This window comes from Sphingobium xenophagum, from assembly GCF_031457465.1.
GTDB lineage: Bacteria > Pseudomonadota > Alphaproteobacteria > Sphingomonadales > Sphingomonadaceae > Sphingobium > Sphingobium xenophagum_A.
Genome location: NZ_JAVDWV010000002.1, coordinates 34,373 through 61,088 on the forward strand (window position 1 = coordinate 34,373; position 26,716 = coordinate 61,088).

Annotated in this window: 29 protein-coding genes; 10 read left to right on the top strand and 19 right to left on the bottom strand. The window is 62.6% G+C overall.

Annotation, left to right across the window (positions count from 1 at the left end; translation table 11 throughout):
* Positions 1 to 4: 4 nt before the first annotated feature.
* On the bottom strand, positions 5 to 193 hold the full coding sequence (locus tag J2W40_RS01735) for a hypothetical protein (RefSeq protein WP_310221546.1): 189 nt from the start codon (positions 191 to 193) through the stop codon (positions 5 to 7).
* 82 nt (positions 194 to 275) lie between these two features.
* On the opposite strand from J2W40_RS01735, the gene J2W40_RS01740 reads away from it, so the two are divergent.
* Together J2W40_RS01740 and aroB are read left to right on the top strand one after the other, a co-directional pair.
* The gene (locus J2W40_RS01740; protein WP_096061903.1) at positions 276 to 824 is read left to right on the top strand and encodes a shikimate kinase; all 549 of its coding nucleotides are present in this window, start codon (positions 276 to 278) and stop codon (positions 822 to 824) included.
* Positions 815 to 1,921 (top strand): 3-dehydroquinate synthase, encoded by a 1,107-nt coding sequence (gene aroB, locus J2W40_RS01745; RefSeq protein WP_310221550.1) that lies wholly within the window; start codon positions 815 to 817, stop codon positions 1,919 to 1,921. Before J2W40_RS01740 ends, aroB begins: the two co-directional genes overlap by 10 nt.
* 130 nt (positions 1,922 to 2,051) lie before the next feature.
* On the opposite strand, the gene rpmE is transcribed toward aroB, so the two are convergent.
* From rpmE to pyrH, 10 genes are all read right to left on the bottom strand, one after another.
* A complete protein-coding gene (rpmE, locus tag J2W40_RS01750) occupies positions 2,052 to 2,276 on the bottom strand; it encodes a 50S ribosomal protein L31 (protein WP_037476683.1) in 225 nt (74 codons plus the stop codon).
* Between the two features lie 233 nt (positions 2,277 to 2,509).
* Positions 2,510 to 2,950 (bottom strand): 3-hydroxyacyl-ACP dehydratase FabZ, encoded by a 441-nt coding sequence (fabZ, locus tag J2W40_RS01755; protein ID WP_409050330.1) that lies wholly within the window; start codon positions 2,948 to 2,950, stop codon positions 2,510 to 2,512.
* Positions 2,951 to 2,991: 41 nt separating this feature from the next.
* Positions 2,992 to 3,645 (bottom strand): OmpH/Skp family outer membrane protein, encoded by a 654-nt coding sequence (locus tag J2W40_RS01760; protein WP_310221556.1) that lies wholly within the window; start codon positions 3,643 to 3,645, stop codon positions 2,992 to 2,994.
* The gene (gene bamA, locus J2W40_RS01765) at positions 3,645 to 6,308 is read right to left on the bottom strand and encodes an outer membrane protein assembly factor BamA (RefSeq protein ID WP_310221558.1); all 2,664 of its coding nucleotides are present in this window, start codon (positions 6,306 to 6,308) and stop codon (positions 3,645 to 3,647) included. The genes J2W40_RS01760 and bamA overlap by 1 nt, the downstream gene beginning before the upstream one ends.
* A 90-nt stretch (positions 6,309 to 6,398) precedes the next feature.
* Positions 6,399 to 7,532, bottom strand: a complete 1,134-nt coding sequence (gene rseP / locus J2W40_RS01770) for an RIP metalloprotease RseP (RefSeq protein ID WP_310221561.1) — start codon at positions 7,530 to 7,532, stop codon at positions 6,399 to 6,401.
* Positions 7,526 to 8,686 (bottom strand): 1-deoxy-D-xylulose-5-phosphate reductoisomerase, encoded by a 1,161-nt coding sequence (locus J2W40_RS01775; RefSeq protein WP_310221563.1) that lies wholly within the window; start codon positions 8,684 to 8,686, stop codon positions 7,526 to 7,528. The genes rseP and J2W40_RS01775 overlap by 7 nt, the downstream gene beginning before the upstream one ends.
* Positions 8,686 to 9,462, bottom strand: a complete 777-nt coding sequence (locus J2W40_RS01780) for a phosphatidate cytidylyltransferase (protein ID WP_310221565.1) — start codon at positions 9,460 to 9,462, stop codon at positions 8,686 to 8,688. The genes J2W40_RS01775 and J2W40_RS01780 overlap by 1 nt, the downstream gene beginning before the upstream one ends.
* A 2-nt stretch (positions 9,463 to 9,464) precedes the next feature.
* A complete protein-coding gene (locus J2W40_RS01785; protein WP_310221567.1) occupies positions 9,465 to 10,205 on the bottom strand; it encodes an isoprenyl transferase in 741 nt (246 codons plus the stop codon).
* Between the two features lie 43 nt (positions 10,206 to 10,248).
* A complete protein-coding gene (gene frr / locus J2W40_RS01790) occupies positions 10,249 to 10,806 on the bottom strand; it encodes a ribosome recycling factor (protein WP_037472049.1) in 558 nt (185 codons plus the stop codon).
* 4 nt (positions 10,807 to 10,810) lie between these two features.
* Positions 10,811 to 11,536, bottom strand: a complete 726-nt coding sequence (gene pyrH / locus J2W40_RS01795) for a UMP kinase (protein WP_310221570.1) — start codon at positions 11,534 to 11,536, stop codon at positions 10,811 to 10,813.
* Positions 11,537 to 11,953: 417 nt separating this feature from the next.
* Here pyrH and J2W40_RS01800 point away from each other — a divergent pair, with 417 nt between their 5' ends.
* The 3 genes from J2W40_RS01800 to J2W40_RS01810 all read left to right on the top strand — a co-directional run bounded on the left by J2W40_RS01800 (position 11,954) and on the right by J2W40_RS01810 (position 13,279).
* Entirely contained in the window at positions 11,954 to 12,781 is an 828-nt protein-coding gene (locus J2W40_RS01800; protein WP_310221572.1) for a methyltransferase regulatory domain-containing protein, read from the top strand.
* A gap of 105 nt (positions 12,782 to 12,886) precedes the next feature.
* On the top strand, positions 12,887 to 13,120 hold the full coding sequence (locus J2W40_RS01805; protein ID WP_310221575.1) for a hypothetical protein: 234 nt from the start codon (positions 12,887 to 12,889) through the stop codon (positions 13,118 to 13,120).
* A gap of 12 nt (positions 13,121 to 13,132) precedes the next feature.
* Positions 13,133 to 13,279: a hypothetical protein gene (locus J2W40_RS01810; RefSeq protein WP_310221578.1), complete on the top strand. Its 147-nt coding sequence runs from the start codon at positions 13,133 to 13,135 to the stop codon at positions 13,277 to 13,279.
* Positions 13,280 to 13,368: 89 nt separating this feature from the next.
* Here J2W40_RS01810 and tsf read toward each other — a convergent pair whose 3' ends face one another.
* Both tsf and rpsB read right to left on the bottom strand, forming a co-directional pair.
* Positions 13,369 to 14,295: a translation elongation factor Ts gene (gene tsf, locus J2W40_RS01815; RefSeq protein ID WP_037472056.1), complete on the bottom strand. Its 927-nt coding sequence runs from the start codon at positions 14,293 to 14,295 to the stop codon at positions 13,369 to 13,371.
* Between the two features lie 97 nt (positions 14,296 to 14,392).
* Positions 14,393 to 15,151, bottom strand: a complete 759-nt coding sequence (gene rpsB, locus J2W40_RS01820; protein ID WP_043152929.1) for a 30S ribosomal protein S2 — start codon at positions 15,149 to 15,151, stop codon at positions 14,393 to 14,395.
* A 257-nt stretch (positions 15,152 to 15,408) separates the two neighbouring features.
* Between rpsB and J2W40_RS01825 the strand changes: the two genes are divergently transcribed.
* Positions 15,409 to 15,633, top strand: coding sequence for a hypothetical protein (locus tag J2W40_RS01825; protein ID WP_310221586.1), 225 nt, complete (start codon positions 15,409 to 15,411; stop codon positions 15,631 to 15,633).
* A 4-nt stretch (positions 15,634 to 15,637) separates the two neighbouring features.
* Here the strand turns inward: J2W40_RS01825 and J2W40_RS01830 are convergent, their stop codons facing one another.
* Positions 15,638 to 16,426 (bottom strand): CDP-alcohol phosphatidyltransferase family protein, encoded by a 789-nt coding sequence (locus J2W40_RS01830; RefSeq protein ID WP_310221588.1) that lies wholly within the window; start codon positions 16,424 to 16,426, stop codon positions 15,638 to 15,640.
* Positions 16,423 to 17,157 (bottom strand): phosphatidylserine decarboxylase, encoded by a 735-nt coding sequence (locus J2W40_RS01835; RefSeq protein WP_310221590.1) that lies wholly within the window; start codon positions 17,155 to 17,157, stop codon positions 16,423 to 16,425. Before J2W40_RS01835 ends, J2W40_RS01830 begins: the two co-directional genes overlap by 4 nt.
* Positions 17,158 to 17,315: 158 nt before the next feature.
* Between J2W40_RS01835 and J2W40_RS01840 the strand changes: the two genes are divergently transcribed.
* Positions 17,316 to 18,536 carry an NADP-dependent isocitrate dehydrogenase gene (locus J2W40_RS01840; RefSeq protein ID WP_310221592.1) on the top strand — a complete coding sequence of 407 codons (1,221 nt, stop codon included), beginning with the start codon at positions 17,316 to 17,318 and terminating at the stop codon, positions 18,534 to 18,536.
* A gap of 95 nt (positions 18,537 to 18,631) precedes the next feature.
* On the top strand, positions 18,632 to 20,245 hold the full coding sequence (locus tag J2W40_RS01845) for a bifunctional GNAT family N-acetyltransferase/carbon-nitrogen hydrolase family protein (RefSeq protein WP_037480474.1): 1,614 nt from the start codon (positions 18,632 to 18,634) through the stop codon (positions 20,243 to 20,245).
* 5 nt (positions 20,246 to 20,250) lie between these two features.
* Here J2W40_RS01845 and J2W40_RS01850 read toward each other — a convergent pair whose 3' ends face one another.
* From J2W40_RS01850 to J2W40_RS01865, 4 genes are all read right to left on the bottom strand, one after another.
* Positions 20,251 to 21,264, bottom strand: a complete 1,014-nt coding sequence (locus J2W40_RS01850) for a glycoside hydrolase family 3 N-terminal domain-containing protein (RefSeq protein WP_310221595.1) — start codon at positions 21,262 to 21,264, stop codon at positions 20,251 to 20,253.
* A 52-nt stretch (positions 21,265 to 21,316) separates the two neighbouring features.
* Complete coding sequence (locus J2W40_RS01855) at positions 21,317 to 22,039, bottom strand: SPOR domain-containing protein (RefSeq protein ID WP_310221597.1); 723 nt, start codon at positions 22,037 to 22,039, stop codon at positions 21,317 to 21,319.
* Positions 22,040 to 22,061: 22 nt separating this feature from the next.
* Positions 22,062 to 23,786 carry an arginine--tRNA ligase gene (argS, locus tag J2W40_RS01860; RefSeq protein ID WP_310221599.1) on the bottom strand — a complete coding sequence of 575 codons (1,725 nt, stop codon included), beginning with the start codon at positions 23,784 to 23,786 and terminating at the stop codon, positions 22,062 to 22,064.
* A gap of 193 nt (positions 23,787 to 23,979) precedes the next feature.
* Positions 23,980 to 24,588: a hypothetical protein gene (locus tag J2W40_RS01865; RefSeq protein WP_310221948.1), complete on the bottom strand. Its 609-nt coding sequence runs from the start codon at positions 24,586 to 24,588 to the stop codon at positions 23,980 to 23,982.
* A gap of 168 nt (positions 24,589 to 24,756) precedes the next feature.
* On the opposite strand from J2W40_RS01865, the gene ispH reads away from it, so the two are divergent.
* Positions 24,757 to 25,716: a 4-hydroxy-3-methylbut-2-enyl diphosphate reductase gene (gene ispH, locus J2W40_RS01870; RefSeq protein WP_310221601.1), complete on the top strand. Its 960-nt coding sequence runs from the start codon at positions 24,757 to 24,759 to the stop codon at positions 25,714 to 25,716.
* A gap of 3 nt (positions 25,717 to 25,719) precedes the next feature.
* Positions 25,720 to 26,697, top strand: coding sequence for a homoserine kinase (gene thrB / locus J2W40_RS01875; RefSeq protein ID WP_310221603.1), 978 nt, complete (start codon positions 25,720 to 25,722; stop codon positions 26,695 to 26,697).
* Positions 26,698 to 26,716: the final 19 nt, after the last annotated feature.

Sequence of the window (26,716 nt, forward strand, 5' to 3'; positions counted from 1 at the left end):
TGCCTTACTGGCCCAGCTTCTCGGCGGGGATGGCCTTTTCAACCTGCGCCTGCGGCTGTTCGCCCCCGCGCGACCAGAAGAAGGCGAGCAGAAGGACCAAGAGCAGGACGATGGCGATGGGCAGGATTGGCAAGTTGGTGCCACGGCGGCGGCGGCTGCCTTCAAAACTGCTGAAATTGCGATTTTTCTTCATGTGTCCTTCTGCGGCTGAGCCGGGCGACGAGCAAAAGATGCGATTTGCCTCTGTGACGGGGGGCTGTATAGCCCCGCTCGGCATGCAGCGAAACAGCAAATTCCCCCCATCCGTCGACCGGCGCGGTCCCATCGTCCTGGTGGGGATGATGGGCGTGGGCAAATCGACGGTCGGGCGGCGGCTGGCGGCCCGGCTGGGGCTGGCGTTCGTCGATGCCGACGAGGAAATCGAAAAGGCGGCGGGCATGAGCGTGAGCGAGATATTCGCCCGCTATGACGAAGCCTATTTTCGCGATGGCGAGCGGCGGGTGATCGCAAGGCTGATGGATGGCGCGCCCAAGGTGATCGCGACCGGCGGGGGTGCTTTCATGCAGGAGGACACCCGCGCATTGATCCTGGAACAGGCGACGGCGATCTGGCTGGATGCCGACATCGACGTGCTGGTGGACCGGGTTTCAAGGCGCGAGGGACGGCCGCTGCTCAAGGATCGCGATCCGCGCACGGTGCTGACTGAACTGACAGCGGTGCGCAATCCGGTCTATGCGCTCGCCCCCATCCACGTCAAAAGCGTCGCCGCGCCGCATGAAGTGACGGTCGAACGCATCATGGAGCAATTGACGGCATGGCAATAGTGCAGGTCGCGCTGGGTGCGCGCAGTTACGATATCCCGATCGAACAGGGCGCGCTCGATCGCGCGGGCGCGTTCCTCAGCCCTTATGCCCGCAACGGGCGACTGGTGGTCGTCACCGACGCGCATGTCGCGGCCGCGCAACTGCCGCGGCTGGACGCCAGCCTGCGCACGGCGGGCATCATGGCCGAACCGATCATCCTGCCGCCGGGCGAACAGACCAAGAGCTGGCAGCATCTGGAGCAATTGCTCGACGCGCTGCTGGCGCTGGAGATCGAGCGCGGCGACCATGTCGTGGCGCTGGGCGGCGGTGTGATCGGCGATCTGGTCGGCTTTGCCGCCTCGATCCTCAAGCGCGGCTGCCACTTCATCCAGGTGCCGACCACCTTGCTGGCGCAGGTGGATTCATCGGTCGGCGGCAAGACCGCGATCAATACGCGGGCGGGCAAGAATCTGGTCGGCAGCTTCTACCAGCCCGCTTTGGTGCTGATTGATCCTTCGACGCTCGATAGCCTTCCGCCGCGCGAGACCCGTGCGGGTTATGCCGAAGTCGTCAAATATGGCCTGATCGACGATCCCGCCTTCTTCGCCTGGTGCGAGGCGCATGCCGGTGATCTGCTGGCGGGTGATCCCGCCGCGCGGACCTATGCAATCGAACGGAGCGTTCGCGCCAAGGCGGCGATCGTCGCCGATGACGAGCGCGAGACATCGGGTCGCCGCGCGCTGCTCAACCTTGGCCACACATTCGGCCATGCGTTGGAGGCCGACACGGGCTTTTCCGACACATTGCTCCATGGCGAAGGCGTCGCGGCGGGCATGGCATTGGCGTTTCGCTATTCCGCGCGGCTTGGTCTGTGCCCACAGGCGGATGCCGACCGGGTGACCGCGCATCTGCGGTCCGTGGGATTGCCCTACGACCTTGCCACCGCGCATGTCACCGCCGATGGCGCGGCATTGGTGGGCCATATGTTGCATGACAAGAAGATGGCGGCGGGCACCCTGCCCTTCCTGCTGGCACGCGGCATCGGCCAGACATTTTTGTCGAAGGATGTCGTACTGGACGATATGGCAGCGTTTCTGAATGCAGATCGGGCGGGGTAACGCCCTCGCGCCCGCGACTACATATATTATCGCAAGTCATGCCCGTTCGCTCGAAACGAACGGAACCTCTCTTCCAAAACCAAAAAGGGCGCCCAGTGGGCGCCCTTTTCGTTCAACCATGGAAGGCCGATTACTTCTTCAGCGTCAGACCACCGAAACGCTTGTTGAAGCGTGCCACCTGGCCACCCGTATCCATCTGACGATTGCCGCCCGTCCAGGCCGGATGCGACTTGGGGTCGATGTCGAGCGCCAGCGTGTCGCCTTCCTTGCCCCAGGTCGAGCGGGTCTGGAAGGTCGTTCCGTCGGTCATCTGCACGGTGATCATGTGGTAGTCGGGGTGGGTATTGGCCTTCATGGCGTAACGCTCCGTATGTGCCGGTTCCGACCGGCTGTGGATGCTGTAAATAGCGAAGGCGCGCCGTTAGCGGGTTCGGCGCGCCTTGGCAAGGGATAAGCTTGTCCCCTCCCTAGCAGGGGAGGTGGCAGGGCGTAGCCCTGACGGAGGGGTGTTGCCCTATCGCGAGGGTGACACCCCTCCACCGGCTTCGCCGGTCCCCCTCCCCTTACAGGGGAGGATTGAAGACATTGTCAGTCCTTGGGCGGATCGGAGATCATGGCGACGAACTGCGCTTCTGCCGCAAGTTTGTCACCGATCATCGCCTTGCCGCTGAACTTGCAGATCGCGCCGCGATTCTGCGTCACTTCGACATGCAAGTCGAGCAGGCAGCCCGGCTCCACCGGCGAACGGAACTTCGCGCCATCAATGCTCATGAAATAGACGAGCTTGCCGGTATCGGCCAACTGCATCGACTCCACGGCCAGCACGCCTGCTGCCTGCGCCATCGCTTCGACGATCAGCACGCCGGGCATGATCGGCCGGGTCGGAAAATGCCCTTGGAAAAAGGGTTCGTTCACCGATACCGCCTTGATAGCGTGGATCGACTGGTTGGGCACCAGCGACACCACGCGGTCAATCAGCAGCATCGGATAGCGATGCGGCAGTGCAGCCATGACCCGACGGACATCCATCGGGCCAAGCGCGGTCGTTTCAACCTCTCCCGTCATTGCTATCAGCGCGACTTGGGAGCCTGCGCCGGAGCCGCAGCAGGGGCGGAGGCTGGTGCAGCCTGGCGACCACCGGGCTGCCAACCGGCCGGCGGGGTGATCGACACGCTGGGGACCAGCGCGTTGAGTTCGGTAACCACCGCCGGGGTGATGTCCGCGCCCGCGCCGAAGCTTTCGGTCGCGGCCTTCTTGAACACGATTTCCGACTTGGTCTTGGCCGTTGCTGCCTTCAGCGCATCGTCCAGCTTGGCAACAAGCTGTTCTTCAACATAGGCGCGCGCGATGGCGATCGGCTGCCCCATGCGCTGCAGTTCGGCCTGCGCGGTCTGCTGCGTCTGCTGATATTGCTGATACTGGGTTTCAATCGCCGGGGTCGGCTTGTTGCCCGCCGCCGTCAGTGCGGCCTGGAGCGCGTCACCCTTGGTCTTGAGATCCGCCTCGATAGCGGTGCGGCGCGTGTTGAGCGCGTCGATCTGCGGCTTGTAGGTCGTCTGCATCTGGCTGATCGCGGTGGTGTAGGCCGTGCTCTTGGCAACGGCTTCTTCCAGATCGACGACGGCAATGCCCGACTTGGTCTGGGCAACGGCCGGCATGGCGGTCAGCGCGATGGCGGTCATAGGCGCAAGAGCAAGCGCGGCGGCTTTGAACATGGTCTTCATCAGAATTGAGTCCCTACGTTGAAGGTAATGAGTTTGTCGTCGTCCCCTGGTTCCTTGAGCAACGCCCTGGCAATGTCGATACGGAACGGGCCGAAGGGCGAGTTCCAGTTGACGCCAAAGCCCACCGACAGACGGGGCTTGAGCGTGTCGCCAAGAAATTCCTCAACAAAGCCACCAGATACCTGGAAGCCATCGGCACCGACATAATTGGCGGGACAGACCGGCGCAGCCGCCGTACCGCTCGCACGGACGGTAGGAAGATTGGTGGCAAAGCAGTTGCCTGCGAATTGGCCGTTTCCGTTGATCAATCCTGGTGCCTTAAGACCCGCCACGGCACCGGCATCCATGAAGATCGACGGACGCAGGCCCATTTCGCGCGCACCGGAGCCCAACGGAATTTCGATTTCAGCACGGGTCAGATAATAGATCTTGCCGCCAAGCGCGTCATCCGTGCGGTTGTTGCGGCCCGTGGTTTCCACCCCGGTCACCGTCCCGTCTGTCACCGACGCATTATAGAAGCGACGGATGACGCGAGGGCCAACGCCGCGAATGTCGAAACCGCGGAACTGCGGTTCGCCCAGGAAGAAGCGATCGACCAGCCGGACCTTTTCGACCAGATTGCCGGTCGCATCGCGCCGTTCGCCTTCCAGGCTGTGGATATAGCCGCCTTCGCCCGAAACCGAGAAGATGAAGCCACTGCCCAGCGGGAAGAATTTGGAGCCGTTGATGCGCGTCTTGATATATTTGACGTTGCCGCCCAGTCCCGCAAAGTCCTGGCTCAGCACGACATTGTGGCCGCGCGTCGGGCGGATACGGTTGTCGCGCGTGTCATAGATCAAAGAATAGCCAAGCGACGATGTCGTCCGCTTGCCGATGGCATCGCACAGATAGCGTCCCGCGAGCAAGGGATCGCACTCGATCGTGCCATCGCCATTGGTGTCCGAATAATAGGTGCCTTCATCCAGCGTCGTATCATCGAAATTCAACTGATAGCGCAGGGCCAGCGACATATATTCCGTGATCGGCACACCGGCCCGGAGCTGGAAACCCGTCGACGTATTTTGATAGGTGGTGTCGCGCGTCTGGTTGGTCAGATAGCGGAAGCTGTTAAGGTCGCGCCGGTAGATGTCGCCGCCCAGCGCGATATTCTTGTCCATGAAATAGGGTTCAGTGAAACCCAGTTCGATCGACTTGGAATAGGCCGAATAGTTGACCGAGGTGCGCAGTTCCTGGCCCTTGCCACGGAAGTTGCGCTGCGTGATCGACGCCGACACGATGAAGCGTTCCAGCGACGAGAAACCGGCCGACAGCGACAATTCGCCAGTCGACTTTTCCTGCACGTTGGTTTCGAGGACGATGCGGTCGGGCGCGGACCCTGGCTTCTGCTCGACGTCCAGCTTTTCCTGGAAATAGCCCAGGGAATTGATGCGGTCCTTTGAGCGCTTGACCAGGAAGCTGTTGAACGCATCGCCTTCGGCCAGACGAAATTCGCGGCGCACGACCTTATCCTGCGTCAGCGTATTGCCGTTGATGTCGACCCGCTCGACATAGACGCGCGGCGCGTTGGCGATGCGGAAGTCGATCCCCATCGTCAGCGTGTCCTTGTCGCGATTGAAGTCGGGCGACACATCGGCAAAAGCATAGCCGAACAGGCCGGCCGTCTCGCTCAGCGTATCGACCGTATCTTCGACCTGCTTGGCGTTATACCAATCACCCTTCTTCATCGGCAGCCGCTTGGTCAGGCCATCTCCCGACAGGTCGCGAATGTCCGATTCGACCTTCACATCGCCAAATTTGTAGCGATCCCCTTCTTCCACCACATAGGTGATGATGAAGTCCTGCTTGTCGGGCGTCAGCTCCGCGACAGCCGAAATCACGCGGAAATCCGCATAGCCTTCGGTCAGATAATATTGGCGCAGTTTCTGCTGGTCATAGGCCAGACGATCGGGATCATAGCTGGTGCCGGACGAAAAGAGGCGGAACCAGCGCGACTGCTTGGTCACCATCTGGCTGCGCAGTTCGCCGTCCTTGAACTTTTCGTTGCCGATGATGTTGATCTGGCGGACCTTGGACTTTGGCCCTTCACTTATCTCATAGACGATATCGACACGATTCTGGTCAAGCTGCACCAGCTTGGGTTCGATCGTGGCGGCAAAACGCCCCTGGCGGCGATAGAGTTCGACGATCCGGGCGACGTCGGCGCGGACCTTGGAGCGGGTATAAATCTGGCGCGGGGCGAGCTTGATTTCCGGCCGGATCTTATCGTCCTTCAACCGCTTATTGCCTTCCAGCACGATGCGGTTGATGACCGGATTTTCCTTCACCTCGACGGTCAAGGCACCATTGTCGTTACGAATCTGGACGTCGGCGAACAGTTCGGTTTCGTACAGGTCGCGCAAGCCCTGATCGAGGCTTTCCTGACTGTAGGGCTGGCCCACGCGCAGCTTGGTGTAGGAGAGGACGGTGCCGGATTCGAGCCGCTGCGTGCCCGTGACGGTGATGCTGCTGATCGTGCCCTGCGCTGCGGGCAGCGACGCGGGCGCAACCACGGGCACGGGTGCCGCGGCATCCTGCGCCATGGCTGGCATCGCTGAAAGACCAGCGATCATCGTCGTTGCCAACAGGGCGACCACGGCCGGGCGCTGCCTCTTGCTGCTGTTCATCGCTGTCACCCGCATCACCTCAAAAACTCGAAAAATATTGTTTCCGCCGCAACAGACGTCGCCAAACCGGGCTTCCCTGCCCGATGCGCGTCAACCGATCAAGCCGGACAGGCTTTTCCAAAGCCCGAAAGACGACAAATCGTTGAAAGTCACCAGCACCATCACCATCATCAGCAGCGCCAGACCCGATCTGTAGGCCCATTCCTGCACCTGCGGACTGACCGGCCGCCGCTGCACCGCCTCAATGCCGTAAAAAAGCAGATGCCCGCCATCCAGCATCGGGATTGGCAACAAGTTGATGAACCCCAAGTTAATCGAGATGAGCGCCATGAAGGTCAGGAAGCCCACGAGGCCCATCATCGCGGCCTGACCGGACACGTCCGCGATCTTGAGCGGCCCGCCCAGTTCCTTGACTGACCGGCGACCCGTGATGATCTGGCCAAGACCGTCCATGGCGGACACGAATATCTGGCCCGTACGCACCGTGCCGATTACCGGGATTTCCCACAGCGCAACCTGACGGAATTCGACCTTGTCGGACATCACGCCCAACTGGCCCAAGCGATAAATATTGCCGAACCTGTCCTTTTCGATCCGCTCGCCCGCGGCGATCGTCATGGCCGTGCGCTGGCCGTCCCGTTCGATGACATAAGGCAGCGCTTCGCCCGGACGCAGCGACACAATCGGAGAGATATCGGTAAAACTGTCAATCTGGCGCCCCATGATCGACACGATGCGATCGCCCGGACGCAAGCCCGCTTTTTCCGCGGCAGACGCGGCGGCAACCTGCTGGACGACGGGTGGGCTGACCGGATACCCCTTCCAATAGGCCAAGCCGCCGAGAAGGAGGATCGCGAACAGGAAATTGACCGCCGGCCCCGCCGCGACAATGGCCGCGCGCTGCCATACAGGCTTGGCAGGAAAGCTTTCCGCGCGATCCTGCGCGGACATTTCGAGCCAGGCCGGATCGGTTTGGCTCGCCGCGTTCATGTCGCCCTTGAAACGGACATAGCCGCCCAGCGGCAGCGCTGCGAGCCGCCAGCGCGTGCCGCGCTTGTCCACCCAGGCCAATAGTTCAGGGCCAAAGCCGATGGAAAAAGCCTCCGCCTTCACCCCGCACCAGCGGCCGACGATATAGTGGCCGAACTCATGCACGAAAACGAGCGGCCCTATGACCGCGACGAAAGCGAGAACGGTCAGCAGGAAACCGGGATTTTCTAACAAGCCGTCAATCTTTCCATCACTTGGCCCGCCATGACGCGCGCCGCAGCATCCGCCGCCAGCACATCCGCAATAGCATGAGGCGCAGGCGCGCTATAGCGGTTCAACACTTCCTCCACAATCATGGCGATATCAAGGAAGCGGACGCGCCCGGAAAGAAAAGCGGCCACCGCAACTTCGTTGGCGGCGTTCAGGATGGCCGGAACGGCACCGCCCGCCTCGGCCGCCTGCCGCGCCAGGCGCAGCGCGGGGAAGCGTTCCGGGTCGGGCGCTTCGAAATCGAGCCGACCGATCCGCGCCAGATCGAGCGGTTGGCAGGGCGTAGCGATCCGCCGCGGCCAGGCCAAAGCGTGCGCAATTGGAATCCGCATGTCGGGCGAACCCAATTGCGCCAAGGTCGATCGATCGCGATATTCGACCATCGAATGGATGACCGATTGGGGATGCACCAATATCTCGATCCGATCGAGCCCGACCGGGAAGAGATAGGCCGCCTCGATAAATTCCAGCCCCTTGTTCATCATCGTCGCACTATCGACGCTGATCTTTGCGCCCATCGACCAGTTGGGGTGCGCTACCGCCTGCTGGGGCGTGATGTCCGCCATCTCGGCGCGGCTGCGGGTGCGGAATGGGCCGCCGCTTGCAGTCAGGATGATCCTTGCGACATCCTCCAGAGTGCCGCCCGCAAGGCACTGGAATATCGCATTATGCTCGCTGTCCACTGGCAGCAGCGTCGCGCCGGACGCGCGCGCTGCCTCCATCATCAGCCCGCCCGCCGATACCAGCGATTCCTTGTTGGCGAGCGCCACCGTGCCACCCGCCTTGAGCGCCGCCATGGTGGGCCGCAGCCCGGCGCAGCCGACGATCGACGCCATGGTCCAGTCAGCCCCGGACCCGGCGACATCGACCAGCGCCTCTTCGCCTGCAGCCGCCTCGACACCCGAACCGGCCAGTGCGGCCTTGAGCGCGCCATAGCGCGCCGGGTCGCCGATCACGGCGATCTGCGCGCCGGTTGCCTTTGCGGCTTCCGCCAGTCCTGTCACGTCGCTGTTCGCGGTCAGCGCGACGACCTGATAGGCATCCGGCTCGCGCTGGATGAGGTCCAGCGTGGACATGCCCACCGACCCGGTCGCGCCAAAGATCGAAACCGTCCGCATTACGCCTGTCCCACCATCAGATACAGCAGCGCGGCGAGCGGCGCGGCGGCCACCACGCCGTCCAGCCGGTCCATCACCCCGCCATGGCCGGGCAGCAGCATGCCGCTATCCTTGACCCCCGCGCGCCGCTTCATCGCGCTTTCGAACAGGTCGCCCAATTGCGCCGCCACCGCCAGCAAGCCGCTCGCCGCCGCCAACTGGATCGGCAGGCCAGCAAAATGATGCAGCAGGAAGCCGGTGATCAACGCGGCAAGAACGCCGCCAGCAAGGCCCGCCCATGTCTTGGACGGGCTGATGCGCGGCGCGAGTTTGGGACCGCCGATCGAGCGGCCCGCGAAATAAGCGCCGATGTCGGTCGCCCAGACCAGCGCCAGCGCCCAGAAGGCAAGCAAAAGGCCGTAAAGATTAGGCTCCTGCCCGCGCAGGAACAGCAAGGCCATCACCGGCACACAGACATAGAAAATGCCAAAGGCAATTTTATAGCCGCGCGTTGCGGCCATCACGAAGAGGAAAGCGGCGATCATCAGGCCAATGGCGAACCCATCGACGCCCGCCGCCAGCGGACAGAATATCGCCAGGGGAACCGACACGGCGAACATCGACAATTTGCGATGTTCGACGCTCGCGCCGTTCAGCTCCGCCCATTCGCCCTGCATCAGCACGCCAGCGACGGCCAACAGCATCCAAAAGAGAAATCCACCCGAAAGCAAAGCGCCAACCGCCAATGCGATCAAAGCGACGCCGACAACGGTGCGGGTCCGTAATTCGCTGGCCATGCTTACAACCCGCCGAAGCGGCGGTCCCTCATACGAAAAGCGTCGAGTGCGCGTCCCAATTCGGCGGCATCGAAGTCGGGCCAGAGCATGTCGGTAAAATAGAGTTCGGCATAGGCCGCCTGCCACAGCATGAAATTGCTCAGCCGTTGTTCGCCCGACGTGCGGATCAGCAGGTCGAGCGGTGGCAGGTCGGCGGTATCGAGCGCCGCGCCGATCGTTTCCACGCCGATCTCGTCCGCGTGCATCTCACCGCGCGCGACGCGCTGGGCGAGGCACCGGGCAGCGCGGACCATCTCGTCCTGCGCGCCATAGTTGAGCGCGATGGCGATCACCGGGCCGCTATTGGCGGCGGTACGGGCAACGGCGGCCTCGATCAGATCGACCAACGACGGGTCGAGAACGCGATAATTGCCGATCACCCGCAGCCGGACGCCATTGGCGTGAAATTCGTCCAGATCCGCCTGGATGAAATGGCGCAGCAGGCCCATCAGGTCAGCCACTTCGCTCGGCGGACGCTTCCAGTTCTCGGAAGAGAAAGCGTAGAGCGTCAGGCATTCCAGCCCCATGTCGCGGGCTGCGCGCGCGATCCGGCGCACCGCTTCCACCCCGGCACGATGACCGGCGATGCGCGGGAGCAGGCGCTTCTTGGCCCAGCGGCCATTGCCATCCATGATGATGGCGACATGGCGCGCGCCATGGGCAGGCGCGGTGCTGGTCAGGTCGGGTTTGGCTTGCGTGGCCATCAGATCAGGATGCGGGCAATGGCCACGAAAGGAAAGCCCCGGCTTACTGGCCGAGGATTTCCTTTTCCTTCGACGTCGCAGCGGCGTCGATGTCGGCGATGATGCTGTCGGTCAGTTTCTGGACTTCGGTTTCCAGGCGCTTGCGCTCATCCTCGCTGATTTCGCCCTTTTTCTCATCGGCTTTCAGGCTGTCCATGCCGTCGCGACGCACATTGCGTACAGCGATGCGTGCACCCTCGGCATATTTGCTGGCGAGCTTGGCCAGTTCCTTGCGCCGGTCTTCGGTGAGGTCGGGGATTGGCAGACGCAGCGTCTGACCATCAGTGATGGGATTGAGGCCAAGGCCTGCCGAACGGATCGCCTTGTCGACTGGGCCGACATTGGTCTTGTCCCACACCTGGACCGACAGCATGCGCGGTTCGGGGGCGGATACGGTGGCCACCTGATTGAGCGGCATGGATGCGCCATAAACGGTGACAGTCACCGGATCGAGCAGCATCACATTGGCGCGGCCGGTACGCAGGCCGGACAGATCGCCGCGCAGCGATTCGACGGCACCGGCCATGCGGCGTTCCAGATCGGATTTGTCATATTGGGCCATGATGTCAGCGCTCCTGATTATGCACAATCGTCGCCACGCCCTGCCCCGCCAACACTGTCGCCAGGTTGCCGGTTTCGCGGATGTTGAACACGACGATGGGGATATTATTTTCGCGGCAAAGGGCAATGGCGCTTGCGTCCATAACCTTTAGGTTATCGGTCAGCACCTGGTCGAAGCTGATCTCGTCATAGCGGGTTGCGTCGGCTACCTTTTTGGGGTCGGCATTATAGACGCCATCAACGCTGGTGCCCTTGAAAATCGCGTCGCAATTCATTTCGGCGGCCCGCAGGGCTGCCGTCGTGTCGGTCGTGAAGAAGGGGTTGCCGGTGCCCGCCGCGAAGATGACGATCCGGCCCTTTTCCATATGCCGCACCGCCTTGCGCCGGATATAGGGTTCGCACACCGACGCCATCGGGATGGCCGACTGGACGCGCGTGTCATAGCCCAGCTTTTCCAGCGCATTCTGCACTGCCAGCGCATTCATGACCGTCGCCAGCATGCCCATATAATCGGCACTGGTCCGGTCGAACCCCTTGGCCGCGCCGGCAAGGCCGCGGAAGATGTTGCCGCCACCCACGACGACGCAGAGTTCAAAGCCCGCATCCTTGGCCGCCGCGATTTCACCCGCCACGCGGTTGACCGTTTCCGGCTCGATGCCGAACTGCCCCTGCCCCATCAATACTTCGCCCGACAGTTTCAGCAGGATGCGCTTGAAGGCGGGCCGTTTCATGCGGGCTAGAATCCTTGAATCTGGGAGGGATGGGCGGCCGGACACTAGGCGGCTGTGGTCCGAAAGCCAAGGGGCGTTTATGTCTAAAGACAGCTTTCGCTTGCTCCCTTTTACGCTTGCGTCACTGAATTGTCACATCCCCGCGCCTAGGGAGTTGATCGGGCGCACCGCCATTTACAGACGGAAACAGGAAAGCCGACAATGAACGACTGGTCGCACGGCTATGATGTATCGGAAGGCTATACCTATGGATTCCGGCATGAGATGGCGCCTGACTGGATGGACCTATGCGCGCGTCTGGGAGGGCAAGAACCACCCCGGACAACGCCCGGCCAGCGTTTTCGCTATCTGGAACTGGGCTGTGGTCAAGGGATAGGGCTATGCCTGTTGGCCGCCGCTAATCCATAGGGTGATTTTGTGGGCGTGGACTTCCTGCCCGACCATATTGACCATGCCCGTGCCGTCGCGGCCGCGGCAGGCCTCGACAATATATATTTTAGTGACGGCGATTTTGTCCAACTCGCGAGCGACTGGCCGGAAAAATTCGGGCGGTTCGACTATGTGACACTACATGGCGTCTATAGCTGGATTTCTGCGCCGGTGCGGGCTGCGCTCGTCAATTGCCTGGCCCATGCGACCGCACCGGGCGCGCTGGTTTATGTGGCCTATAATGGGCAACCCGGCTGGCTGGGGTCCATGCCGTTTCGGCACATTACCCGCCTGATGCGCGAAACCAGCGACCAGCCAAGCACGGACGTTCTGCGTCAGTCCATTGAGATTTTCGACCGAATGGCGGCTGGCGGCGCCAGCACCTTCCAGATTTTGCCCGGCCTTAAAGCGCGGGTCGCTGCGGTGAAAAAGCAAAGCCCCAACTATGTGATCCATGAGTTCATGCATGAAGGCTGGCACCCATTTTGGGCGTCGGAAGTCGCGGCGGAACTGGATCGCGCTGGCCTGGGCTTCGTCGGCACCGCCACGATCGCAGAAACACTGCTACCCACCGGCCTGCCTCCTGCGCTGCGCCAGATGATCGAAGAACAATCGGTAGATTCGCTGCGGCAGGATATTCAGGACTTCATCATCAACCAGTCTTTCCGGCGTGATATTTTCCGCCACCGCCGGGATGACGCATCGGCAACGCATAGCCAGCAGGGGCGTGACATGGACGCGCTCGGCCAGATGCAGTTACACCTGCTTACGTCACCGCAAGGTGCCGCGCTGGACGTCAAGACCAGCTTTGCGTAAATCAGCCTGCAACGCCCCGCTTTTCAAGAGGTCGTCGATGCCCTGGCGGAGGGGCCAGCGTCCATTGCCGACATCCTTGATTTGCCTGCCATGCGGCGGCAGGGCTTGGCTAATGCCCTGAATGTGCTGGCCCTGTTGTTGCATGGCCAGTGTCTGGCGACGGCCCCTGCCGGGGTTCATATGCCAGACGCCGCCATGCGCCTCAATCGCGTCATTGCAGAGGGTGCCGCGAAAGGTGTCGGCTATACCCATATCGCTGCTGCGGCTCTGGGGTCCGCCATTCCTGTCAGCGCCGTAGAGCTTGCGCTGCTGGACGCCTGGTTATCAATGCCGGACTGAACCGACCCGATCATGCTGGCGGAGAGGGTGCAGCGCAGCCTGACCGCCGCTGGTCGCCTGTCCTCCATCGACACACAAGCCAGCGACTTGCGCCGTAGAGCCGCAACTTTCCTCGATACCGACCTGTCTCGATGGCGTCGGCTGGGAGCGCTCGCCTGATCGCAAGCGCATCGCCGGGAAAGATCCCAAAACGACAAAGGGCACCCTTTTGGGGTGCCCTTTCCCATTCTGTTAGGACCAGCTAGCAGTCAGACGCCAGCAGCAGCCGCGACTTCCGCCGCGAAGTCGCTGACTTCCTTTTCGATGCCTTCGCCAAGCTGGAAGCGGACATAGCCCTTGAGGCTGATCGACGCGCCGGCTTCCTTGGCAGCCTTGGCAACGACGTCGGCGACCGGGGTCTTGTTGTCCATCACGAACAGCTGCGAGAGCAGGGCATTTTCCTTGGCGAACTTGGCCACCGCACCGTCGACCATCTTGGCGACGATCTCGGCGGGCTTGCCCGATTCGGCAGCCTTTTCAGCAGCGATCGCGCGTTCACGCTCCAGCAGCGAAGGGTCGATGTCCGACGCGGCCAGCGCCAGCGGGAAGGCAGCGGCGATGTGCATCGCGATCTGCTTGCCCAAAGGCTCCATGACCTCAGCCGACGCATCGCCTTCCAGCGCGACCAGCACGCCGATCTTGCCGAGGCCCGGTGCCGCAGCATTGTGGACGTAGGGAACGACGACGCCCTGGCTCACTTCGACATGGCCGACGCGACGCACGGTCTGATTCTCGCCGATGGTGGCGATGTTGGCGACCAGCTTTTCAGCGACGGTGCCGCCCGACGGATAAGCAGCGGCCGACAGCGCTTCAGCGTCGGCAGCGCCGGTTTCGAGCGCGATCGTCGAGACGGTGCGGACGAAATCCTGGAACTGTTCGTTCTTGGCGACGAAGTCGGTTTCGCTGTTCACTTCGACGGCGACACCCTTGGTCCCGGCGACGGCAACGCCGACCAGACCTTCGGCCGCGGTACGGCTCGACTTCTTCTGCGCAGCGGCCAGACCCTTGGCGCGCAACCAGTCGGTTGCTGCTTCGATGTCGCCATTGGCTTCGGTGAGCGCCTTCTTGCAATCCATCATGCCCGCGCCCGAACGGTCGCGAAGTTCCTTGACGGAAGCGGCGGTAATATCGGCCATGTTTCGGCTCCTAAATCAGTGTGGTTCAAATATGCGGCAGGGCGCGTCTCTGAAAGAGCGCGCCCTAGCCTGTCATTCTTTCAGTTGCGCGACGCTCTTAGGCTTCGGCGACAACCTCTTCCGCCATCGGCTCGTCCATCGCGCCCAGGTCGACGCCCGAAGCCTGCTGCGCACCACGGTTGCCCTTGGTCGCGGCGGCCGCAATGGCGTCGCAATAGAGGCGGATGGCGCGGCTGGCGTCATCGTTCGCGGGAACCGGGAAAGCGATGCCGTCGGGCGAGACGTTCGAATCGAGGATCGCGACGACCGGGATACCCAGCGTGTTGGCTTCCTTGATCGCCAGTTCTTCCTTGTTCGCGTCGATCACGAACATGACATCGGGAATGCCGCCCATGTCGCGAATGCCGCCGAGCGACATTTCGAGCTTCTCATGCTCGCGCGTCATCTGAAGCACTTCCTTCTTGGTCAGGCCGTGGGTGTCACCCTGCAGCTTTTCCTCAAGGGTCTTCAAACGCTTGATCGAACCGGAAATCGTCTTCCAGTTGGTGAGCATGCCGCCCAACCAGCGATGGTTGACGAAATGCTGGCCGGACTTGCGCGCGGCCTCGGCGATCGGGTCCTGCGCCTGGCGCTTGGTGCCGACGAACAGCACCTTGCCACCGGCGGCAACCGTACCCGACACGAAGTCGAGCGCGCGGCCGAACAGGGGCACGGTCTGCGACAGGTCAAGGATGTGAATGCCGTTGCGCTCGCCGAAGATATACGGCTTCATGCGCGGATTCCAGCGATGGGTCTGGTGGCCGAAATGCGCGCCAGCGTCGATCAATTGGTGCATGGTGACAACAGGAGCCGCCATAAGATAATCTCCTTCCGGTTAATGCCTCTGGGAATCGGGAACCGCAGAGAGCCTGAAAGGCCACTGCCAGCACCGGATATGATGATTCCCATGTGGAATGAGGCGCGCCTTTAACGCCGCAGAAAATAATGTGCAAGGCTTGACTTGCGCCGCAAACCGGAACATAAAGTGAACAAACGGAACAAAGGCGGTTCGCTGCCGTTGAAACCGTCATAGTGAGGCCAGCCGTGCAAATGGCAAGATGGAAAGTGACGTTGATGTTCACATTCGTTGCAGCGACCCTGTTTCTTGGCGCATTCCTGATGGCCGTAGGAACCATCGCATGGATGTTCCTACTCTATCATGACAAGATGATCGCCGCGCTCCAGTTCGAGCCGATCCCCCACACCCCTGTTTACCATGTGCGTATCCGTCGCCCCCGCGCCGCCGATGCAGTCCGCGTTTCCGCCGTCCGAGTACCGAACGGCGTTTTCGCGGCCTGATCATTTATGAGGCAGGCGTTGGCGGTTCCGCCTCGCGACTCCGCACGACCTTGGCATAGGAGATGATGCCGAACGGGATCAGCGCCACATAGACGGCGCAGAGCAACAGAAGCGTTAGCCAGGGATCGGTGACCAGCAACGCCGCCAGCAACCCGGCAAAGGCAATGACTTCCAACCGGATACGCTTGCGCAACCGCAGCGCCGACCAGCTATAGGTCGCGATGTTGGAGATCATCAGGAATGCGACGAACGCCGTCCAGGGCGCCACGACATACCAGGCGCGGAACAGATCTTCGCCCGTTACCAACCACAGATAAAGCGGCACGAAGGACAGCCCCGCCCCGGCCGGTGCGGGCACGCCGGTCATGAAGCCTGCGGATTTATGCGGCTGTTGTTCCGCGTCGATATTGGCGTTGAAGCGCGCCAGGCGCAGCGCGCAGGACAAGGCATGGGCCAGCGCGAAAATCCAGCCGAATTTCGGCATGGCGTGCAACGACCAGAGATAGAGGATCAAGGCAGGCGCAACGCCGAACGCGATCGAATCGGACAGGGAGTCCAGTTCCGCGCCGAATCGGCTTTCCCCCCGCAACATCCGCGCGATCCGGCCATCCAGTCCATCCAGCACACCGGCAAAGATGATCGACAGCACGGCCCGCTCCCAATCGCCCGATATGCCATAGCGCACGCCGGTCAGGCCGAAGCACAAAGCCATCGCCGTCACCGCATTGGGGGCGAGCATGCGCAGGGTGATACCCCGGCGCATGCCCTGCGGCACGACGCGCCGCCGCCTCATTGTTGAATACCGGCAACGACCCGGCGATCACCCATTTGCCCCAGGATGGTTTCCCCGGCGATGGTGCGCTGGCCCAGAATCACACGCGGCGCGGTCCCGGCGGGCAGATAGACATCAACGCGGCTGCCGAAGCGAATGAGGCCGATCCGCTGCCCCGCCGCGACCATGTCGCCGTGCTTGACGAATGGGACGATCCGGCGCGCGACCAGGCCCGCAATCTGGGTAAAGCCGATGCGCACGCCGTCATGCCGTTCGACCAAAATATGCTGGCGCTCATTATCCTCGCTCGCCTTGTCGAGATCGGCATTGAGGAATTTGCCCGAAATATAGACGACCGACTTGATCGTGCCGCCGATCGGCGTCCGATTGATATGGACGTCAAACACGCTCATGAAAATGGACACGCGGATCATCGGCTGATCGCCAAGACCATCGACGCCCGCCATTTCGCGCGGCGGCGGTACGCGCTGGATCAGCGTGACGAGGCCATCGGCGGGGGCAATGATCGCGCCTTCATCCTGCGGCACGGCGCGAACGGGATCGCGGAAGAAGGCGAAGACCCAGATCGTCACCATCAGCATCAGCCATCCCAGCACCTCCCATCCCATAAGGAACAGGAGCGCCGTGATCGCGACCGCGATCAGGCCGAATTTCATCCCTTCCGGATGAACAGAGGGAAAGCGCCATTTGACATTGCCGCCAGCGGCGATCGTGATTTCGTTATTGTCCATGGCCACCATCTTTAGGGAGAGAGCTTCCCCCTGACAACGGCCGATCCCGGCGAAGGCTCCGCTCTGTCATATAACTGTGCGTGCGCAGTTGAACATTCTGCACGCTTTGCCTAGGGCGATTGCCAAATCCACCCACGATGAAGAAGGCGAACAGGCGCATGGCGAAGATCAAGGTGAAGAACCCGGTCGTAGAGATTGACGGCGATGAAATGACCCGGATCATCTGGGAATGGATCCGCGAACGGCTGATCCTCCCTTATCTCGACATTGACCTCAAATATTATGACCTGTCCGTCCAGAAGCGCGACGAGACGAACGACCAGATCACGGTCGATTGCGCCAATGCGATCAAGCAATATGGCGTCGGCGTGAAGTGCGCCACCATCACCCCTGACGAACAGCGCGTCGAGGAATTCAACCTCAAATCGATGTGGAAGTCGCCCAACGGCACGATCCGCAACATTCTGGGCGGTGTCGTGTTCCGCGAGCCCATCGTGATCAAGAACGTCCCCCGCCTGGTCCCCGGCTGGACCGACCCGATCGTCATCGGCCGTCACGCTTTTGGCGACCAATATAAGGCCACCGACTTCCTCGTCCCCGGCCCCGGCAAGCTGCGCCTGATCTGGGACGGCGAAAATGGCGAGAAGATCGAAAAAGAAGTGTTCGACTTCCCCAGCCCCGGCGTCGCCATGGGCATGTACAACCTCGACGATTCGATCCGCGATTTCGCCAAGGCGAGCATGAACTATGCGCTCGATCGCGGATGGCCGCTGTACCTTTCGACCAAGAACACCATCCTCAAGGCCTATGACGGCCGCTTCAAGGATCTGTTCCAGGAAGTGTTTGACGCCGAATTCGCCGACAAGTTCAGGGCGGCGGGCATCGTCTATGAGCATCGCCTGATCGACGACATGGTCGCGTCCGCGCTCAAGTGGAGCGGCAAGTTCGTCTGGGCCTGCAAGAATTACGACGGCGACGTCCAGTCGGACACCGTCGCGCAGGGCTTCGGTTCGCTCGGCCTGATGACCTCCGTCCTGCTCTCGCCCGACGGCAAGACGGTCGAAGCGGAAGCCGCGCATGGCACCGTCACCCGCCATTATCGCCAGCATCAGCAGGGCAAGGCGACCTCGACAAACCCGATCGCGTCGATCTTTGCCTGGACGCAGGGCCTGTCCTTCCGCGGCAAGTTCGACGGTACGCCCGAAGTCACCAAATTCGCCGAAACGCTGGAGCGCGTCTGCATCAAGACCGTCGAAGATGGCGCGATGACCAAGGATCTGGCGCTGCTGATCGGCCCGGAACAGGCGTGGATGACGACGGAGCAGTTCTTCGAACAGATCCGCGTCAATCTGGAAGCCGAAATGGCCAAGTGGAACTGATAGGCGTCTGACGCTTTCAGTACGGAAACGGAATGAGGCGGTGCCGACTATCGGTGCCGCCTTTTCCATAACCATCGCGCCTAGGGAATGAAGCCATGACGACAGCCACTCAGAAACGCCTTGAGGTACGCCCGGCGGTGCCGACCGACGTGCGCGCAATCATCCGGCTTATCGCCCGCGTCTATCCGGGCCTGCCCAATTATTCCCCCGCCACCGTGCGCGGCCAGATCAACAATTTCCCCGATGGCTGCTTCGTCGCGCTCTACGATAACAAGGTCGTGGGCTATTGCGCGACGATGCGGGTCAGCAAGGGCATGGCCTTTGCGTGGCATGATTGGGAGGAAATCACCGCCAACGGCTTTGGCACGCGCCACAGCGCCGCGGGCGAATGGCTCTATGGCTATGAGATGGCGGTGGACCCCAAGCTGCGCGGCCTGCGCATCGGCCAGCGCCTCTATGACGAGCGCAAAGAGCTAGCAGAGCAGCTCGACCTGCACGGCATCGTCATTGCCGGCCGGATGCCTGGCTATCTGCGCGCCAAGCGCAAGGTCGAAGGCCCCAAGGATTATCTGGACAAGGTCGCCGCGGGCAAAATCCGCGATCAGGTCGTCAGCTTCCAGCTCAAGAACCAGTTCGAGCCGCTGGGCGTGCTGGAAAATTATCTGCCCGAAGACAAGCAGTCCGATGGCCACGCCGCACATCTCGTCTGGCGCAACCCCTATGTCGATCCCGACGAAGCGCCCGAAATGCGCGTGCCGCGCGGCGTCGAGAGCGTCCGCCTGGCCACCTGCCAGTTGCAGGCGCGCGCGGTCGAGGATTTCGAGGGGTTCGTGCGTAATATCGAATATTTCGTCGATGTCGCAGCGGATTATCGCTCCGACTTCATCGTCTTCCCTGAGCTTTTCACCCTGCCCCTGCTGTCGTTCGAGACCAAGAAGCTCAATCCGATGGAGGCGATCGACAAGCTCACCAGCTACACCCCGCGCCTGACCAAGGAACTGACGCGGATGGCGCTGCAATATAATATCAACATCATCGGCGGCTCCCACCCGACGCGCGCAGACGATGGCGACATTCAGAATATCGCCTATGTCGCGCTGCGCGATGGCTCCGTCCACACGCAGGAAAAGATCCACCCCACCCCGAACGAATCCTTCTGGTGGAACATCAAGGGTGGCGATTCGCTCGACGTGATTCAAACCGACTGCGGGCCGATCGGCGTCCTCATCTGCTATGATAGCGAATTTCCCGAACTGGCGCGGCGACTGGTCGATCAAGGCGCGCGGATCATCTTCGTGCCCTTCTGCACCGATTCGCGGCTGGGCTATATGCGGGTGCGCTATTGCGCGCAGGCGCGGGCGATCGAGAATCAATGCTATGTCGTGATGTCGGGCAATGTCGGCAATCTGCCCAATGTCGACAATATGGACATTCAATATGCCCAGAGCGCGATCCTGACGCCGTGCGACCTGCCCTTTGCGCGCGATGGCATTGCGGCCGAATCGACCGAGAATGTCGAGACGCTGACGATGGCCGATGTGAACCTGGCCGACCTGAGCTGGGCGCGGGCGGAAGGGACCGTCCGCAACCTGCGTGACCGGCGCTTCGACCTCTATCATATCGAATGGGACAGCAATCCCGATCATGGCCATGCGCCAAGCGGCGGTCCCGTGCCCGCCGGTGGCCATAATTCACCCGGCGGCGGCTGAGGCGATCAGGCCGCGACCGGTTCCAGCAGCCGGTCGCGCGTCGCCAGCAGCGCTTCGAGCGGCGGCTGATCCGCGCCGCGCGAGGCGCTGGCCATCGCGCGATCGAGCCGTAGGCGGGACTCCGCTCGCATATCGGGCAAGGCGGCAGCGATGGCGACCATATCGTCCATCCGCCCCCAGCAGTTGAGCGCCAGGTCGCATCCCGCCGCAACCACGCCCGCGGCCAATTCCGCGATGCTGCCATCCAGCGCCTTCATGTCGAGATCGTCGGACATCAGCAGTCCGTCAAAGCCGATGGCATCTCGGATGATCCCGCCGATCACTTTGGGCGACAGACTGGCGGGCTGCTCTGCATCCCAGGCGGTATAGACGACATGCGCCGTCATCCCCATAGGTGCCCAGTTCAGTGTGCGGAACGGGCCAAGGTCGGTTTCCAGCGCATTAAGGTCCGCCTTCACCACCGGCAATTCCAGATGGCTATCGACCAGGGCGCGACCATGCCCCGGCATATGTTTGACGATGCCGACCACGCCGCCCTGCGCCAGCCCCTCCAGCGTCGCGCGGCCCAGCGCCGCCACCCGCATCGGCTCGGCCCCCAACGTCCGGTCGCCCATGATGTCGCTTGCGCCATCCTGCCGCACATCAAGCAACGGCAGCGCATCGACGGTGATGCCGACGTCCGCCAGCGTCAGGGCGATGGCATGGGCATTGGCCCGCACCGCCGCAATCGCACTCGACGGCGCGACGTCATAGAGGCGATCAAACACAGCGCCGGGCGGAAAGGCTGGCCAGACCGGCGGCACCATTCGCGCGACGCGGCCGCCTTCCTGATCGATCATGATCAGCAGGTCGTCGCGCCCATGCAGCGCGCGCAGATCGTCGGTCAGCGCGCGCAGTTGCGCCCGATCGACGATGTTGCGCTTGAACAGGATATAGCCCGCGGGCTGCGCCTCGGCAAAGAAGGCGCGCTCATCAGGGGTCAGGACTGGGCCGGGCAGGCCGAAAATGACAGGCTTCATGGCATCGACGGTAACGATGTGCGGCCCTTCTGTCGAAGGGCTTTATCCGATCCTAGTTCACCATCAGGCAGCTTTCGCCCGCCACCTTGAGTTTGCCGCAAATCACGCTCGCCTGGCTACCCGCGCTGGCGCGCAGGCGATAGACGGTGCCGCCGCCAACTTGTGCCGGTTCGACGGTCATGGCGAGGGGCGCGAGATAGGCGAAGCGCTTGGACAGGCGACTCCACGCATCCTTGGCGCCCGCCGCGCTGCCATAGGCGCCCAGTTGGATCATCGCCCCGCCGCTCGCCGCTTTGGTGGCGGCAACGGGCGTGTCGCTCGTGCCGTCGGTCACTGGCGCGGAGACGCTTTGCGCAGGCTTCACTGGCACGACCGGCTTGGTCCCGGTGGGCGCAGGCGTGCCCTTGGCCATCGGCGTTTCGGGCACGCGGCTGGGGTCGATCCGCCCGTCGCGCGCGACGCCCTCGCTGGCGGCAAAGCTGGCGTCGCCCTCGCCATCGAACTTGCGCGCATCGGCTTCGTTTGCGGCGATCTTATAGTCCTGCGGCGGCGCGGCGATCAATTGCCCTTCGCCAGCCGGATTAGCGCCGCTACGATTCTGCACCCACCACACGCCAGCGACGACCGCACCCACCAGCATGAGGCCCAGCAGGATCAGGCCGAGCAGGCGCAGCGGAGAGAGATTTTCCGGTTCCGTATCGTCGATTGCCGGCTCCAGCCAGGGCAGCCGGTCCTCGTCGTCGAAATCGAGTCGACCGCGCCCATAGTCGCTCATCGTCACTTCACTCCGCTTTCATTCACTGCATTTCGGTCAGTGCGACCACGCCCATCAGGGCCAGCCCATTGCGGATAATCTGCCCTATTCCCTGCGCCAGGGAAAGCCGTGCCGCCGTCATCGCCGGATCGTCGGCCAGGATCACCCGCGCGCGCGGATCGTCATTGCCCATATTCCACCAGCCATGGAACGCGGACGCCAAGTCATTGAGATAGAAGGCAATACGGTGCGGCTCACGCATCTGCGCTGCCCCTTCCACCACGCGCGGAAATTGCGCGGCGAGCTTGACCAGTCCCAATTCGGCCGTCCCAAGAAGGGACAGGTCGGCTGCGGGAAGTGCAATCCCCGCCTCCTGCGTCCGCCGTCCGAGCGAAGAAATGCGCGCATGGGCATATTGGACGTAGAAGACGGGGTTGTCCTTCGAGGCTTCCACCACCTTGGCAAAGTCGAAATCCATCTGCGCGTCGGCCTTGCGCGTCAGCATGGTGAAGCGGACGACATCCTTGCCCACTTCGCCCACGACATCGGCGAGCGTTACGAAATTGCCCGCGCGCTTGGACATCTTCACCGGCTCGCCATCGCGCAGCAGGCGGACCATCTGAATGAGCTTAACGTCGAACCGCGCCTTGCCCTCGGTCAGCGCTGCGACCGCCGCCTGGATGCGCTTGACGGTCCCGGCATGGTCCGCGCCCCAGATGTCGATCAACTGGTCCGCGCTCTGTGCCTTCTGATAATGATAGGCCATGTCGGCACCGAAATAGGTCCAACTGCCGTTCGACTTCTTGATAGGCCGGTCCTGATCGTCGCCGAACTTGGTCGAGCGGAACAGCGGCAGTTCGACCGGTTCCCAATCGTCGGGCAGTTCGCCCTTGGGCGCTTCCAGCACGCCATCATAGACCAGATCCTGCGCCCGCAGCCAGGCTTCGGCCTGTTCCGGCTTGCCTGCCGCCTGCAACGCCGCCTCGGACGAGAAGATGTCATGATGGATGCCGAGCAGGGCAAGATCGTCGCGGATCATGTCCATCATCTTGGCCACGGCGAAGGTGCGGAATGTCGCCAGCCAATCACCCTCCGGCGCGCCCACGAACCGGTCGCCATATTCGGCGGCCAAGGCTTGACCAACTGGCACCAGATAATCGCCCGGATACAGGCCTTCGGGGATGGCGATCGTTTCGCCCAGCGCTTCGCGGTAGCGCAGATGCGCCGACCGGGCGAGGACATCGACCTGGCCGCCCGCGTCATTGATATAATATTCGCGGATCACCTTATGCCCGGCATATTCGAGCAAGGTCGCAAGCGCGTCGCCCACCACTGCGCCGCGGCAATGGCCCATATGCATGGGGCCGGTCGGGTTGGCGGAGACATATTCGATATTGACGGTGACGCCCTGCCCGACATCGGACCGGCCATAATCGTCGCTCTCGGTCTGGATCGCCGCGAGTTCCGCGCGCCATGTCGCATCCGTCAGCGTCAAGTTGATGAAGCCCGGCCCGGCGATAGAGGCGCTTTCCACCTCTTCGAGCGCTTGCAGCTTGGTAACGATCGCTTCGGCCAAGGCGCGCGGATTGGTGCCAGCAGGCTTCGCCAGCACCATCGCCGCATTGGTCGCCATGTCGCCATGGCTGGGATCGCGCGGCGGCTCAACTGTTACCGGCTTGCGGTTGAGGCCAGCGGGCAGCACGCCCTCAGCCTCCAGCGCGTCGAGCACGGCATCGAGATGAGCGGTAAAACGGGTGTAAAGGGACACGGACATTTCCTCGAAAACAGCGGGGCCTCTACCACGAGTCTCCCCTTGTTCCCCGGCGAAGGCCGGGGTCCAGTTCAGGGCGCGGGACTGGACCCCGGCCTTCGCCGGGGAACGCTTCCATCCCTGTCCTTCCCTTTTCGGGAAGGACCGCCTCTTCGACAAGCTCAGGGCGAACGGAGTAATAAGTTCGCCCTTAACGGGTCGCGTTATAGCGCAACTGATCCTGGGTCAGGTTGAACCCGACCAGCAGTTCGAAACTGGTTCGCAACAGCGCCGCCTTGACATCGGGCTGGGCAAAGGGGTCGATCGCGGCGTCAGCGTCGCCGGCCTTGCGCTTTTGGACGATCTTCGCCTGAATATCCGCAGGCAGCGTGGCCGAGGATTTTTCGACATAGGATGCGGCTTTCGCCTGCACGCTGGCGCGATAGTCGCCGGGCGCGAAATTGAGCGTCACCTGGCCCACTCGCTTAGCGACCACCGCATTGCCGCCGCGCACCACGGCGGAATAATAGGGCAGCGTCACCTGCCGCGCCGCGCTGGCGTCGCTGCGCCGGGCGTTCACTGTGAAGGTCGCTTCGGTATAGAATTGCGCGCCATCCGCGCAGGTCGATCGCAGGTCGGTGATGTTCGCCACCACGTCGATCGCCGAGGCATCGGTGCTGTTGGCCGGGTTGAACAGCGTGATGTCACCCGTATAGGCGGGCACCGCCGCCACCGGGCAGGCTGACCGCACCGCGACGATGCCGCCAGTCGCGTCGATTTCTCCCCGGCGCGAACATCCCGCCAGCGCCAAAGCCAGCACGGCGGTCAAGGCGATACGAGACAGACAAACGTTCCTTGGCACAGGCAGATAATCCTTGGCATGGCCCATCGGCCGAAAGCATCGCGCTTCCTTATCCATCCGCCGCCGCCCGCGCAACCGGAAGGAAGCGGCTTTCCTCGTGGCCTACATTCGCCTAAGCGCGAACACATGACCGAGCCAACCGCCGCCCGCCCGCCAATGACCCTTTTGATCGCCGCCCCGCGCGGCTTTTGCGCCGGGGTCGACCGCGCCATCATCATCGTGGAAAAGGCGATCGAAGCCTATGGCGCGCCGGTCTATGTCCGCCATGAAATCGTCCATAACAAATATGTGGTGGACAGCCTGAAGGCGAAGGGCGCGATCTTCGTCGAGGAACTGGACCAGGTGCCCGATGGCGTGCCGGTCGTTTTTTCCGCCCATGGCGTACCAAAGGCGGTCCCGGCCAAGGCGGAGGAGCGTGGCCTGTCCTATCTCGACGCCACCTGCCCCCTGGTCAGCAAGGTCCACCGCCAGGCCGAACGGCAGGTGGAGCTTGGCCGCCACATCCTCTTCATCGGCCATAAGGGCCATCCCGAAGTCATCGGCACGTTCGGCCAGGTGCCTGACGGCTATATGACGCTCATCGAAACGGTCGAGGATGCCGAAGCCTTTGCGCCGGCCGATCCCGACAATCTGGCATTCCTGACGCAAACGACCCTGTCGGTGGACGATACCGCCGCGATCGTCGCCGTCCTTCAGCGCCGCTTCCCCGACATCGCCGCGCCCAAGGGCGAGGATATCTGCTACGCCACCTCCAACCGCCAAACATCGGTCAAGGCGATCGCACCTCGCTGCGACGCGCTTTATGTCATCGGCGCGCCCAATAGCTCCAACTCGCTGCGACTGGTCGAGGTCGCCGAGCGCGAAGGCACCCGCGCCCGGCTGATCCAGCGCGCCGATGAAATCGACTTCGACTGGCTCGACGGGGTGACGACATTGGGCCTGACTGCGGGCGCATCCGCACCGGAAATATTGGTGCGCGAAGTCGTGAATGGCCTCGCGGCGCGCTATGAGGTGACGGAGGAAATCGTCGAAACCGCGCGCGAAAGCATCGCTTTCAAACTGCCGCGCGGGTTGGAGGCAGTCTGATCCATGGCCGTCTATACCCAGGTTCCGGCCGAAGAGATCGACGCCTTCCTCACCCGCTATGACGCAGGCCGCCTCGTTTCCGCCAAGGGGATCGCCGAAGGGGTCGAAAACAGCAATTATCTGCTCGAAACCACCGGCGCGGATGGTTCGGGCCATCGCTACATCCTCACCCTCTATGAAAAGCGGGTGGATGAGGCCGACCTGCCCTTCTTCATGGACCTGCTCGACCATCTGGGCGCGCGCGGCTGCCTTGTCCCCCGCTTCATCGCCGATCGCAGCGGCCAGCGGTTGCAGCAGCTCGCCGGACGCCCCGCCTGTCTGATCGAGTTTCTGACCGGCATTTCCGTGACCGAGCCGACCCCGGCGCAAACGCGCGCGGCGGGCGCAGCGCTTGGCGAATTGCACCGCGCCGCCGAAGGTTTTGCGGGTAAGCGCCCCAACGCGCTCGACAAGGCGGGCTGGCATGATCTGGCGCGCAAATGCGGCGCGGATTTCGACCAGATTGCCCCCGGCCTTGCCGCACGTGTGACCGAAGAACTGGCGTATCTCGACGCCCATTGGCCCGCCGATCTGCCGCGCAGCGTCATCCATGCCGACCTGTTTCCCGACAATGTGCTGATGCTAGGCGATCGGGTCACGGGCCTGATCGACTTCTATTTCAGTTGCACGGATGTCCGCGCCTATGACCTGGCCATCACCCATAGCGCCTGGACGTTCAGCCATGATGGCGCGACCTTCTTTGGCGACCGGGCGAAGGCGTTGGGTGCGGGCTATGCCCAGGCGCACGGGCTGACCGATGCGGAACGTGCCGCCTTCCCCGTCCTGTGCCGGGGCGCGGCGCTGCGTTTCCTGCTGACCCGCGCCTATGACTGGATCAACACGCCCGCCGATGCACTGGTGACGCGCAAAGACCCGCTCGCCTATCTGCGCAGGCTCGACTTCTACGCCAACGCCGACGCAGCCGACCTGCTCGGCGCATAACCCATGATCCGGTCGCCTC